11 protein-coding genes and 2 pseudogenes are annotated in these 12238 nt (G+C 55.7%); 5 read left to right on the top strand and 8 right to left on the bottom strand.

Annotation, left to right across the window (positions count from 1 at the left end):
- The first annotated feature begins 207 nt into the window (after window positions 1-207).
- Genes AC30D7_RS10820 through AC30D7_RS10830 form a run of 3 tightly spaced genes read left to right on the top strand, consistent with a single transcriptional unit; the run spans window position 208 to window position 4457 of the window.
- Window positions 208-1686 (top strand): tyrosinase family protein, encoded by a 1479-nt coding sequence (locus tag AC30D7_RS10820; protein WP_490134037.1) that lies wholly within the window; start codon window positions 208-210, stop codon window positions 1684-1686.
- A gap of 10 nt (window positions 1687-1696) precedes the next feature.
- Window positions 1697-2473: a copper chaperone gene (locus AC30D7_RS10825; RefSeq protein ID WP_490134038.1), complete on the top strand. Its 777-nt coding sequence runs from the start codon at window positions 1697-1699 to the stop codon at window positions 2471-2473.
- Window positions 2466-4457: a hypothetical protein gene (locus tag AC30D7_RS10830; RefSeq protein WP_490134039.1), complete on the top strand. Its 1992-nt coding sequence runs from the start codon at window positions 2466-2468 to the stop codon at window positions 4455-4457. Before AC30D7_RS10825 ends, AC30D7_RS10830 begins: the two co-directional genes overlap by 8 nt.
- 254 nt (window positions 4458-4711) lie before the next feature.
- Here AC30D7_RS10830 and AC30D7_RS10835 read toward each other — a convergent pair whose 3' ends face one another.
- Both AC30D7_RS10835 and AC30D7_RS10840 read right to left on the bottom strand, forming a co-directional pair.
- Entirely contained in the window at window positions 4712-5611 is a 900-nt protein-coding gene (locus tag AC30D7_RS10835; protein WP_490134040.1) for a DMT family transporter, read from the bottom strand.
- A gap of 167 nt (window positions 5612-5778) precedes the next feature.
- Window positions 5779-6858 (bottom strand): SDR family oxidoreductase, encoded by a 1080-nt coding sequence (locus AC30D7_RS10840; RefSeq protein ID WP_490134041.1) that lies wholly within the window; start codon window positions 6856-6858, stop codon window positions 5779-5781.
- Window positions 6859-6932: 74 nt separating this feature from the next.
- On the opposite strand from AC30D7_RS10840, the gene AC30D7_RS10845 reads away from it, so the two are divergent.
- A complete protein-coding gene (locus AC30D7_RS10845; RefSeq protein ID WP_490134042.1) occupies window positions 6933-7322 on the top strand; it encodes a MerR family transcriptional regulator in 390 nt (129 codons plus the stop codon).
- A gap of 126 nt (window positions 7323-7448) precedes the next feature.
- On the opposite strand, the pseudogene AC30D7_RS10850 reads toward AC30D7_RS10845, so the two are convergent.
- The 5 genes and pseudogenes from AC30D7_RS10850 to AC30D7_RS10870 all read right to left on the bottom strand — a co-directional run.
- Window positions 7449-7667: pseudogene (locus tag AC30D7_RS10850) on the bottom strand (transposase domain-containing protein); the annotation flags it as partial.
- On the bottom strand, window positions 7600-7896 hold the full coding sequence (locus AC30D7_RS10855; RefSeq protein ID WP_490134043.1) for a DUF7660 family protein: 297 nt from the start codon (window positions 7894-7896) through the stop codon (window positions 7600-7602). The pseudogene AC30D7_RS10850 and the gene AC30D7_RS10855, both read right to left, overlap by 68 nt.
- A gap of 159 nt (window positions 7897-8055) precedes the next feature.
- Window positions 8056-8433, bottom strand: a complete 378-nt coding sequence (locus AC30D7_RS10860; protein WP_490134044.1) for a c-type cytochrome — start codon at window positions 8431-8433, stop codon at window positions 8056-8058.
- Window positions 8434-8674: 241 nt separating this feature from the next.
- Window positions 8675-9114 (bottom strand): annotated as a pseudogene (locus tag AC30D7_RS10865) (IS5/IS1182 family transposase); the annotation flags it as partial.
- Window positions 9115-9495: 381 nt separating this feature from the next.
- Complete coding sequence (locus AC30D7_RS10870) at window positions 9496-10296, bottom strand: GNAT family N-acetyltransferase (protein ID WP_490134045.1); 801 nt, start codon at window positions 10294-10296, stop codon at window positions 9496-9498.
- 404 nt (window positions 10297-10700) lie between these two features.
- On the opposite strand from AC30D7_RS10870, the gene AC30D7_RS10875 reads away from it, so the two are divergent.
- Window positions 10701-11318, top strand: a complete 618-nt coding sequence (locus AC30D7_RS10875) for a hypothetical protein (RefSeq protein WP_490134046.1) — start codon at window positions 10701-10703, stop codon at window positions 11316-11318.
- Window positions 11319-11525: 207 nt separating this feature from the next.
- Here the strand turns inward: AC30D7_RS10875 and AC30D7_RS10880 are convergent, their stop codons facing one another.
- Window positions 11526-12011: a hypothetical protein gene (locus AC30D7_RS10880; protein WP_028940975.1), complete on the bottom strand. Its 486-nt coding sequence runs from the start codon at window positions 12009-12011 to the stop codon at window positions 11526-11528.
- Between the last annotated feature and the right edge of the window lie 227 nt (window positions 12012-12238).

Below are 12238 nucleotides of genomic sequence, written 5' to 3' on the forward strand. Positions count from 1 at the left end.
CGCTTGCGGCAAATATCAGGTGAATTCGCCATGACAATTTTGCCGGGCTTCTATACTGAATCTCGCAGAGGCGCGCATCACCGCAACTCAGCGAGCCTCGTGAGCGCAGTTCCGCCCTGAACATGACGTCGCGAACTGCAAAGGATTGCAATCGGTGTGACGACACAGTCGCCACACCGGCGAAATGTTGCAAGGGAGGGTGCGGTCATGAGTACGGCTCGACAAGATGTCGCAACACTCGGTTCCGGATGGAACAAGGTTCTGCTCAACTATGCGCTGGCGATGCGCGAGCTGGACAAGCTGCCGATCACCGATCACAACAGTTGGAAATTCCTGGGCGCCATCCACGGGTTCGATCGGCAATTGTGGATTGACGAAAACGTGCTGGGTGTGGACGACCCGATTCCAAAGGATCTGACCAACTATACCTACGGCAGTCAGTGCCAGCACGGCAGCTGGTATTTCCTTTCCTGGCACCGCGGTTATGTGTATGCATTCGAGGCGATCGTCGCCGCGAAAGTGAAGGAACTGACCGGCGACGAATGGGCGCTTCCGTACTGGAACTACCTCAACAGCGGCAACCCGGATGCGCGGCGTGTTCCAGATGCTTTCCTGGAAAAAACCTTGCCCGACGGCAGCCCGAACCCGCTCAGCAAATATCCCCGTCGACAAGGACTTACCAAGCTGCGGCCAGGTCCACGCGATGCGTTCAGCCTCGCCGCGATGGAGGAGAACGATTTCCAGGTCGGCAATGATGGCAGCATCGGATTCGGCGGCGGAGTCACCGGCGATTTCGTTCAGTTCGCCCGCTGGACCGGCGATCTGGAGAACAACCCGCACAATACGGTCCATCGTCTCATCGGCGGTGACCAGGGATTCATGGCCAATCCGTATCTCGCGGGCCTGGACCCGATCTTCTGGTTGCACCATTGCAACATCGACCGGCTCTGGGAGGCGTGGATGAGCACGCCGGGCAAGACGATGGTTCGTGATCCGCGCTGGCTCAACGGCCCGGCTGACCGTTCCTTCATCATGCCGGTGCCCGGCGGCACTGCTGGAATGAAGTTCTCCGGCCGCGACACACTGAAGGATGGCAAATTGCACCGTAGCTATGCGGACTTGCGCATCGGCACCGGTGTAACACCTGGAGCAGAAGCTGTGGCACGGGTCAAAATGGGTGCACCGGATCAACAAAGCATCGAGCCAATCGGTGCCAATGCGGCGGCGGTCAGGGTTGGCGGGGCGCCGGTGCGCACGCAGGTCGACCTCGACCAGCAAGCCACCACCGCCGGCATCGCCGCGATGGGCGCGATGGAGCCGGGCAAGGAGGTGACCCGGCTTTACCTGGCGCTTGAATCGGTGCGCGGCTCCGCGCCTTCTCCTCTGTTGGAGGTGTACGTCAATCTGCCGGAAGGCGTCGATCCGCAACTCCACCCCGAGTGCCATGCCGGCAGCCTTACGTTGTTTGGCCTGAACGTTGCTTCGCGGCCAGACGGCGGCCACGGCGGTAACGGGCTTGGCTATACGATCGATATCACCGACCTGGCCCAGCGACTGACGGATGCTGGCGACTTCGATCCGAACCATCTGCGGGTAACCCTCGTTCCGGGCGAGCAGATATCGGAAGCCAAGCCCGTGACCGTGGACCGAATCAGTGTTCTCAAGCGAAGTGGCGTCGTGAGTTGAGTAGCCGCTCATGGAGCCAGGCTCGGTAATGCGCAGCTTCACCCAGGCACCCTGGCCGTTGCTGTTCGCGACGGCTGGGCTCGGTCTGGCCCTTGGCATTTACAACGCCGGGCACGCTGCGCATCCAACCTTCTGCAGCTCGGTGACGGGGCTGTCTATCGTGACGCTTTGGCCCACCGCGCTGGAGGCCGAGTTCGCCCTCAATCCACTGAACCGCCTGCTGGCTGACTGGGCGCTGATGCTTGTTGCGATGATGCCACCGCTGCTGGCGATGCCGCTCATGCATGTCTGGCGCTCCAGTCTGCCGCGCAGGCGCCTGCGTGCATCGGCAGGGTTCTTGCTCGGTTACGGTGCGCTATGGATGGCCGCCGGGCCGATCCTGACCGTTCTCGCTTTGTTGTTGCAGCTCACCGTCGCAGACGCGGCCCTCGCCGGGGCACTGCTGATTGCGATGTTGTGGAGTGCCAGCCCGTGGCACCGCGCGGCGCTCAATCGCGGCCACCGGATGCAGCGGATCGGTCTGTTTGGTTGGGCGGGCGACAGGGACTGCCTGATCTTCGGCATGACGCATGGGCTCTGGTGCATTGCGTCGTGCTGGGCGTGGATGCTGGTGCCACTGCTTGGCGGCGCGTGGCACATTCCGATCATGCTGTTTGCAGGCGCAATGATGCTGGCTGAGCGCCTGACGCCTGCTGATCGGCCGCGCTGGCGTTGGCCGGCGATTTTCCCCCGACTTGATCTCGTCTCTGTCCTCGTTGCGCGAAAGGCGGCGCGCCCGCATGACTAGGCGGGCCTGCCTGGCGATCGGGGTCAGCACGCTGACTCCGACCTCAAACCAGACGCTGCGCTTTGCGTACCTGGACGGTGCCGTGCTCGCCGCCCGTTCAATAGGCGACTGGGCGCTCCGCTCGGGCTTCGGCACCAGCAACGTAAGAATCGTCGACGACGGCCTCGCTGGCGATATTCCAGTCACCCGAGAACGGGTGCAGCAAGCGGTCGATGAACTGTTCCCGAGCGACGCCGAGGTGGTCGAGCAGTTGATCCTGGCGTTTTGCGGTCATGGCCTCACCGATGCGAATATCGGCTCGATCTCGTGGCTGTTCAGCGATTCCCTGCGCCTGAAGTACCGTGTTCTGGCCGACTTGTTCTACACCGAGTTGTTGCTGCATGGCGTGCAGCGCATCACGCTGATTACCGATGCATGCCGCGAAGCGCCGAAGAATATCGACCTGATGCGCCTCGATGCCGTGCGCGGGATCGTCGTGCAGGGCACACAAGTCGACAGCCCCAGGTTTGATCGCCTGGCCTCCTGCCAGGACGGGCAGCTCGGCTATATGGTGTCTGATCCGATGTCCGGTGCTCCGGGCAAGTGTGTGTTTTCTGGCGTGATCGCCGACGCGCTCTGGGGCATCGAGCCGGCCGCCATCATCGACGGTGTGATCACCACGGAGACCCTGGGCAAGTGCGTGCGGTCGCGCACCACCGAGCGAGCGAAAGAGTATCGCCTGAAACTCAACCCGCAGTGCCTGGTCGATCCGGAACCAGCCGTGCTCTATAACGCCGCCAATCCACTACAGGGCGCCGCCGAATTGCAGCCCTGGCCGCGTACGGGGAATGCCACCACTCTGGGCGCGGTCGAGGCGGGTGGCGCACCGGGTGCCGCCGAGCAAATTCTTGAACGGGTGCACACCGACACGGACTTCCGCGAGCAGATACTCGGCACCGGTTTTGGCTTCAAGGGGCGCGATCTGGCGGTGCCCGCCGACCACTTCATCACCATCCCCGACGACAGTAAGGATCTGCTTCAGGATCTGTTCGAACTGCGGCACCAGAACACTCACACACCTGAAAAAACGCAAAAGGTACAGTCACTGGTTCAGCGGCTGGAGGCAGATGCGGCTGCCGATGTCCGCAAGACTGCGGCTGGAGAGGTTCGGCGCAGGCTGGAACAGGTCAACGATCCAGGCCAGGCGAACGTGATCGTCTGGGGCGGTCAAGCGAAGCTTTTGTCCCGGGAGCCGATTGAGCGACTGGGCGCAATGCCCGGGTTCAATACCTTCCGCATCAAGGGCGATCCGCAGGGGATGCCGGCGTTGGTCGAGTTGGCCGATGGCACATTTATACCGGTTGTTCCTTACGATGACCTGTACGCCGTCGTGGCGCCCAGCAACGCCGGTGACGTTTTCCTGGCCTATGGCACGCGCAATGCTCCAGAGAGCTATCAAGGGATGCTCGGTGCAATCGACGATTTCGCCGCCGGCCGGCTCCAGGCCGACAGCATCGACCGACTCGCTGCCGAACTGCGCAACCAAAAGCACGCGGATCCCATGCTGGGTGTGATCTGTGCCTACCTGTATCGCGCCGTTGCCGACTACGACAGCATCCGTCGCATGGCGTATTTTTATGTTACCCATGGCCAACCGGTGCCCTTTGACATCGCGCTACTCGGGGCGATGCAAGTGACCCGAGAAGTGAACGGTGCTCTGCAGCTACACGTGCCGACTGTAAAAGCGCGGCAACCCCGACCGGATGCGCCCGCGCTCCCTGACTACGTCATGCAAGCGACCCCGGCCGTGCAGGCCTGGATCGGTGGGCGATGCCCGTGGTTGGGACTGGGGTGGGACTATGTCAAAGACCCGCGCCCGGAATGGGCTGTGCTTGTTGAAGGACTTGCTGATTATGTTGGGATGGTTCGCCGTAGTGGGGCGACGGTGTTGCCTGATAAGGCTGCGTATGAGCTTGCGGCGGTTTGGAATCTGCAGCCGCGTTGAGGTGGTTTTGGTGGGTTTCCTTAGGTCGTCTATGTTGTGTTTTTAACTTCGGGTTTTGGGGGGAGGGGGTATAGACGTGATAGGTAGGAATCGACCAAACGTGGCGGAAGGCTTCGCTGAAGCCTGGCTTGATTTCTCCAGCGGTTGAATCCACAACCCATAGCGGCTGGTGGCGACTGGCAGAGGGGGGGTGTCAGTCGCTCAAAACACGTAAAAACCACTGATTGCTAAAGTAATCAGTGTCCGAAAATAGCTCACTCGGTCGAAGGAACGGATGCTTTGCTGCCCAAGCGGATTAGTTCATTGGAGAAACACAGGCCGACGATGATCAGTGCCGCTCCCGCGTACAGGCTTTCGCGCGGTACTTCATTGAGCGCCACAAACGCGAGCAGCGCCGCGAACAGTGGCTCGGTCAGCTCCAGCGCTTGCACTTGGGATGGCTTGAGATACTCGATGGCCTTGGTGGTGCAGAAAAAGCCCAGGATTGTCGGCAGCGTGGCCAGCGCCAGCAGTGCGGCGATCGCAAGCGGCGACAACTCGCCGATCGCAAAACCATCGGCCGCAGCCGGCATCAGCAGATACAGGCTGCCAAAGAACAACAATTGTCGAGTGAAATGCAGCCCACCCGACACTCCCATACGCTTCATGGCAACCGAAAAGGCTCCATAGCCGGAGCCAGCCATGGAGGCGAGCGCAGCACCTTGCAGGGTAAAGCCCTGCTGCAGGTCGCCGCCGAAGATCACCGAGATCCCAGCGATAGCTAGTGCGGCACCAACGGTAGCGTTCGCGGTGATGGCATCCTTGAGGAAAATGCGCCCCAGAATGATCGAGGAAATTGAGGCACTGGCCATCAACACCACCACCACACCTGCCGCAGCGTAGTGTCGATAGGCGGACGTTTCGAAATGGAACAGCACAAAGATGCCAAGGAATGCGCAGATAGCCGCCTGAGTCCATTTGGTCGACGCCGCCGGGCGCTTGAGGAAAAACAGTAAGATCGAGAGAAGCACGCAACCCAGTACGGTCTTGATGACAGCGACACTGCTAGCGGTGAAACCATTACTCATGAGTACTTTGCTGAGTACACCGATCGTTGCGTTCAGTGCCGCAGCGGAGAGTGCAAATATGACGCCTTTGCTGAAAGTAGATTGCATTGATGACGATCCCTGTCGCTGAATTGTCGTTCGATAGAGTGCCGCCCTGCATCGACGGCGCTAAGTTTGAGGATACGAAGGTCCCACCAACCCCACTGTTTATTGTGGCATAAGCTGGATCGCCCAGTAGGATGCTATTCGCCTTCTTGTCACCGCCAAGGGAGAAGTCAGAGGGCCTGGCCCTTGGCTATGCAATATGAGTTGACGAACGTTGCAGTGTGCTGCAAAGACTGACGTATATCCGGTTTGACTATTCCATTCTTGTCGGCAAATTGCTCGACCGTCGCTGTATCAAAACGAGTGGTCTGGATAAAGTCCAAGGCTTCGGGTTTTGTATTCAAAAACCACGCGACGGGAGGAATACTCAGTAGCAACCTCAGCAATCGGAGTGAAATGTAATGCTTGGGAGACTTTAAGCCCAAAGGTTGTGCCACCTGTACCAGGAGTTCTCGCAAGTTGGGAGTTTGGTCATCAAGCACCAGCAGTTCCTGACCCACCATGGCAGGATCAAAAGCACAAACCGCCACCAGTTCAACCAGGTAATCCACGGTGACCAGTGGCAGCCAGTGCTCGGCGGTACCGGGCACTGCAGTCAACTTTCCCTGCACAAGGTTGCGTATCAACTCCACCAGTGGCTGACCGTCAAGGATATGCCCCGTGCGGCTGTGGCCACAAACCGTCGCGGGGTGGACAACGGTAATCTCCCCGCCCTTGGCGGACATGACCTCCAGGGTCGCAAAATGCGCCTCCAGCTTGCTCCCCTCGTAACCACCGACATGCCGGTAGACGGCAGGCCAATTCGTTAGCTCCGGATAAAGAGGATCAATTCCGATGCGTTGCAGATGTTCATGATTTTTCAGCATGTAGCCGCCGATCATCACTAACCGGCTTTTTTGCTCAGCCGCCAACAGCGCCACGCACTTTGCCCCTTCTACATTCACCGCACGTGAGTGCTCCACTGAAAGCCCCCATGCGAAGTGGGCACCCAGGTGGAATATGACTCTGGCGCGCCTCAGCACTTCTCGGTCAGCAAGACTCAGCCCGAGGTTGACCCGTTCCAGATCGCCAGCTACGGCAAATACCCGGGCTGCGCACCCCCCCAATTTATCAACTTGCTCCCGCAGTGCAGCTAGTCGCTCTGGTCGACGCATCAACACCCGAATGGTGTGACCTTTTGCACTCAGGTTCGCCACCAAATGTTGACCGACGAAGCCAGTCCCGCCCGTGACAAAGCACTCCACGTTCATTTCCCTGTTCCTTGTTTAAGGTGAGAAAACAAGCGTAAACTATCGACCAAACTCTATAGTCAAGCGGTGTTTTCATGAAAATCGGCGAACTCGAGGCCTGCAGCGGCGCCAGCCGCCATACGCTGCGTTACTACGAGCAAATCGGCCTGATCTCATCGGTGCGGCAAACTAACAACTATCGCGTTTACACAACGCAAACTCTGCAGGATCTGGACTTTATCCAGCGCGCGCAAAGCATGGGGTTTTCCCTGGGGGAGATAGGCGAGATTCTGGATGCGCAGCGGAACAAGCTGATTGATTGTGCTGACGGCGCTAAGCTAATTGAAAAAAAGATGGCAGAGATCAAACAGAAAATCGCCAACCTCCAAAGCATTTATCGGTATCTGGATGAAGAGCGTGCAAACCTCGAAGCCAGTGCTGCCAAGCAACTTGAGCTTCAGCAGCTGAACAATTCTTCCAACTGAACTGTCAGCATCTGGGAAATGGAATCTGCAGCCTGCTTCCAGTTTCAAGCCCATCGCTTACGCATTTTCTAAAACCTTGTGGCTAGGCCCTGGACAGTAAGCGTCCGTCCAAAAGACCTTGCGTGGTTAAACGGGCGCCCATCTATGCGGCAGCAACTCGATAATCTCACTCAGTCGCGTGAGCACGCCCTTTGAATACGCATACGGATCATGACCGTTAAGCCGTGTCGACGAGTTCAAACTCATAATCGCAGTCGCCGAACAGCAATGGCTGGGCTCACTCATAAAATTTACCAGCCAGCAAAATGGCCGCACAGCGTTGCCATACGTTTGATCTACTGGCACTCACTGGGGAATTGCGTGAGCTGGCAGTCGCCCACGCTGCGGCAGCATCAAGAAAGGTATCAATAGAGCCGTTTTCCCATCCCAACGCCCCCGGTCCATAGGGAGACGACGGAGAGGTCTCCTCCAGCAAACGTTCCTCGGCGAAATCCATACCTAGAGCCTCAATGAAGCCGATGAATGATTGTTCGTCGTCTACGGTTTTCAGTAGCTCATCAAGATTTATGGACATGGTGACCTTGGAAGTGCGTGATAGGTGATAGCGAAGGAGTAAATTCTCACTATGCTGCTATGTGCCAGCGAGAGGTCGACTGGCTTACCGGCATTACCCCACAAGCCCTCAAACTTGAAATGTCTTTTAGACTTCAGTGCCTACCTCTCATCTCAAAAATCATCGATTTTTTGAAATCACACCACTCATGTATTGATTTAAATCGCGCAGATCTTCAATCCTCCATGAGTACGGCGATAGCTTTACACCATTCTCTCGCAATGTTTTTGGAATCAAGTCCCCATTTGGATGAAGTATTATCGATGATACAATTACGCCCGGATAATCATTTAATCGTTTTTTGAAAGCGGATGTTGTTAGATCAGGTGTAGGAGGATTGCTTTTATTGGCCAATGGTCCTGTTGCTTTGAGATCTATTCCGTGGCACATGGTGCATCGCTTTAAATAGAGATTTTTTCCATTAATATTATCTGCGAAGGATAGTGATGTTTGAATTAACGATAAAATTCCTAGCGAAGCGATGAATAATATTTTCATTGTTTTTTATCTTCCTTGATGGGATCAGCGTTCACTGGACGCGATTTGATGCGCGGGAAAGATATCAGCCATCGTGTTGGCACGGACAGTCATTTTTGATGCCCATTGAATCAAGTCGTTTTCCAGGCGCATCCCGGGGCCGCTTCTGGCCCAGAGTGTGTAAAAACGCTCATGGCCTCATCGTCTTGGATCATCGACGTTATTGGCGGAACGATCACAAGGCAAATGCTGCGTGTCGTATCAGTCGTGACCTCAGGAAGTGCGTTGCACCCATCCACTGGTTGAGCGTCCCGAAGGGATGCTCAACCGTCCGTTTTCGGACTTGCATCATCTCCGGGGCTTTGCTCAGCCGAAGCTGCATTGCCTCCAATACGGCTTCATGGCGCAGCCTTGGCAATTCGAACTCCAGTAACGGTGTAACTTCAGGCCTTTTTCAACGCTGGAAAAACGCCAAATCAATACCTCTCCAGCCGGACAAATGTATTCATTTTTTGAAGCGTCGTAGATGAAGACATCATTGTTGAAACGCCCATCGGCTTTGGCTGCTGAGGTCATCGGCTTGGGCACGTAGGCGGTGATATTTGCATCGTGACAAGCCAGGATTTGTTCGCTTTTGAAGTAACCTCGATCAGCCACTACCGACAGCGTTTCTGACGCCATCGCCTCGCGGGCCTGCTTGGCCTAGCCGTAGATGTAGATCTCTGCGCAAATCAGCATGAGCAGATGTTGCGTCATCATAGCCAAAATGCGTGCCGCAGGACGGGCACATGCCAAACGAAGAGCAACCAACGTCGTCGTATGGAGGCTCTTCAAGCCCGGCGTATCCACAAACCGGACAAAGATATGAAACGTTGCCTGCAATCATCCAGCTCCCAGATTTCTAGCCTCTAGCCCAGTTTGTCGGCGTGCCTGCTGATCTCTGGAATTTTATGCTGATTCTGAGCAACTGATGTCTGACCTGACCTAGGCTGAGTAGGGCAAAACATTCCGGAGTGGAAACGGCTAACAAGGGTTTTGACACACTCTGGGCCAAGAGTGGACGGTCGTGTTCAGCCGTTTATCTTAGTCAGCTGCGAGGCGGTACAGTGCTTGGGCATGAGATGTCGTCAACCCGGCACGTTGCAGATTTCGGCGACTTTGGGAGCTGGCCAGCGCGGTCGCGGCGATCAAGTGACAGCCATGCTTCTTCGCTTGCTCAATTCGATGAGATATCAGTGCTCCATGGTAGCCAAGGCCCCGGGCATCCTTTCGGGTGGCAGCCGTTCCAAGGTAGGCAATGCCATTACTGGCCAAATACATTGAGGCTCCTGCCACGACTTTCCCATCAGCCTTCAGGACGCAGATTTTCAGACGTTCGCTCGACGTCTGCTCTGCGAAGGATGCTTGATTCAGCAATTGGTACTCTGGTTTGGTATGAAAACCACCCGCATGCACATCTGCGAACTGAGCAAGCGTTGTTGACGTGACTTCCTCGATTTCGAATGAGTGGCGACTCAATACCACCTTCTCGATGGCACACGCGAATTGCAAGTGAGTCCAGCCCCTCAAACGCTCAAGCTGCGCTTCGCCCACAAGTGAGTACTGCCCCAACGCGGAAGGTTTCCCGATAAGGGGAGTTACGACCGAATGTTCCGCTGAATCTTTGAGCAACTTCAACAGTGCCTGGGGATCACGGGCGCTGTCGCCGTAGATGCGGTTGAACATTGGGCTAGGTGATGCGTTCACCTGAAAGCACGGAAAGTCTCCGTTGGAAAAAACACGTGCGCCATAAGGATTTCCACTTATCCCTGCCAAGTTCTGAACACGCGAACGCAAATACTCGCTTTCTGCGGCCTCAATCTGATGTGCCAGTTCAACATCCATGTAAGTCGTCCTTTTTTGAAGATTTCCAAGGGAGGGAAAGCGCATCGAACAATACGCTTGCGTCCAAGTACGTACCAGTAGTTGGCTCTGCTTCACCGTCAGCTAAGGGTCGATTGCTGTCTATCGCGACCGGCTGAAAACGATCAGGTAGCTGCCGCCTGAGCTTTTGTGGTCGTTGTCGAATGGATCCTGTGAGCTACGCTCTAAGGCAAGCTGCTTTTCTGACGAGGTGATGTGCCGAACTCGAGCATAGCCCTTCGCCATTTCCTGCCAAATAGGGGTCATAGCAGTTACAGCAGCCTTGCCAGGAATTAGTCTCATCAGAAAGGGTCGGTTACGCCCAACTTAGTGGCTACAGAGTTCGAACCTGGTTTCATCGTTGTCATGACAAGGAGAAAGTAACGATGCCGATGCCACAATTCAATCTCCATTTTCGTCAAGGTTCCTACCTTGGCAATCTTCCACCTCGGCACGAACTACGGCAACTTGGCGTATGCAATGCTTTGTGCTACGACTGGATTCGGACACGCCTCGCTGGTGGAGAGCCAAATTACAATGAACTTGATATTTTCAATCCCGAGTCCACCAGTCTGCCTCAATATATTTTTTCGCTCCAGAGAGGTTATAAAGCTTTTCGTGAAGTAGGTAAGACAAATGAGCAGGCGATGGAGCAGATAGCTAAAGGCGATGGTCTTGGCTTTCGATATTGGAGCCAGATGTATCTAATGACTTTTGGGAATGCACTGTGGCAGGATATTGCCCGTGTGAGTGATCAGTTCAACAGTTATGCACATATCATGTGGTCTGGACCAAGAGGTGGCCATGCGTTCGCGATAAAAACAACAGTGCCATGCTTATTGTTTGACCCCAACTTTGGTGAGGCAGAATGTGCAAGCCTTGACCAATTAGGAATCGCCTTTGCCAGTTTGATTGATGAAGTGCCTGTTTATAATCAAAAGCTCGGGCCGAATCTTACAATTGCCACCTACACAGGAGTTCCCAGGAAGCCAGGTGCACATTGACGATCGACCCGACGCTCGCGTTACCCGCACGTTGTTGATCAGCTTGCATCCATCTGCTCCTGGAGGCGATGAGCTGCGCAGTTACCTTGGGTGGCGCTCGATTTGAATTGGTCGGGACGGAGAAGGGCTATCAAGCCGGTGACCTCACTTTGCCCTCTGGACCGACCGCTTTTGGCCGATCTCTGCCTGTCACGACCCGCGGTAAATTTAGGTATGAATAATTTTTTCGGGGCTCTCCAGGGCTGCAAGGAAGTCGTGTTCACCCTCAGCTCCCCACCATGGGATAGATATAACGCCGCCGAGGTCTCTTAGCTGCCGCAGTAGCTCCAACAATGAGTAGATCTGATCTTGTCCCCACTGAGCCCCCATCCGATAGTCCAATGTGAGGCTATTAGTGAAAACGTAAACACCAAGGTCAGGTATTTGACCCCGGGTGCCGTACAGCCCACCGAGAACGACGTGGAATGCCTCTGCTGCTCCTGAGCTTACAAGCAAAGCATCCTGAGGGCCGGAGAATGGCTTCCCACTTTGGGATGCTTTGATCCAAAGGTAGCCGCCGTCAACAGTGACATTTTTCGCGCCATGATCGAACAGATATTGAAATGCCTGCGGTACAAACGACGAATCTGAATACGTCACCACAACCTCAGGGAGCGATCCATCGTTAGTTGCAAAGTATTCGGAAAAATTCACGTGGCGTGCCTATCGTTTGCAAGGGACGAGGCATTTCCGATGAGCCGATGCCCCCTAGATGATTGTGAGGTGTTGGCCAAGGTTGAGCCAATCTGTCGTTATTAACCCAACTGAAAACTGATTGCGAGCGGATGGTCAATGCTTTGGGCGGGAAGGGATGGCTCTGAGGGGTAGCTTTCGACCCATAGCAGTCATCTGTACCGCATTGATCGACAGAAATGTCCACC

The organism is Pseudomonas sp. DF5, assembly GCF_058148225.1.

Bases quoted from the DNA above. Each gene is read 5' to 3' on its own strand.
- AC30D7_RS10840 (WP_490134041.1), bottom strand. From the start codon at position 6,858: ATGAACGTGGAGTGCTTTGTCACGGGCGGGACTGGCTTCGTCGGTCAA.
- AC30D7_RS10875 (WP_490134046.1), top strand. From the start codon at position 10,701: ATGCCGATGCCACAATTCAATCTCCATTTTCGTCAAGGTTCCTACCTT.
- AC30D7_RS10835 (WP_490134040.1), bottom strand. From the start codon at position 5,611: ATGCAATCTACTTTCAGCAAAGGCGTCATATTTGCACTCTCCGCTGCG.
- AC30D7_RS10855 (WP_490134043.1), bottom strand. From the start codon at position 7,896: ATGTCCATAAATCTTGATGAGCTACTGAAAACCGTAGACGACGAACAA.
- AC30D7_RS10820 (WP_490134037.1), top strand. From the start codon at position 208: ATGAGTACGGCTCGACAAGATGTCGCAACACTCGGTTCCGGATGGAAC.
- AC30D7_RS10845 (WP_490134042.1), top strand. From the start codon at position 6,933: ATGAAAATCGGCGAACTCGAGGCCTGCAGCGGCGCCAGCCGCCATACG.
- AC30D7_RS10830 (WP_490134039.1), top strand. From the start codon at position 2,466: ATGACTAGGCGGGCCTGCCTGGCGATCGGGGTCAGCACGCTGACTCCG.
- AC30D7_RS10870 (WP_490134045.1), bottom strand. From the start codon at position 10,296: ATGGATGTTGAACTGGCACATCAGATTGAGGCCGCAGAAAGCGAGTAT.
- AC30D7_RS10825 (WP_490134038.1), top strand. From the start codon at position 1,697: ATGGAGCCAGGCTCGGTAATGCGCAGCTTCACCCAGGCACCCTGGCCG.
- AC30D7_RS10860 (WP_490134044.1), bottom strand. From the start codon at position 8,433: ATGAAAATATTATTCATCGCTTCGCTAGGAATTTTATCGTTAATTCAA.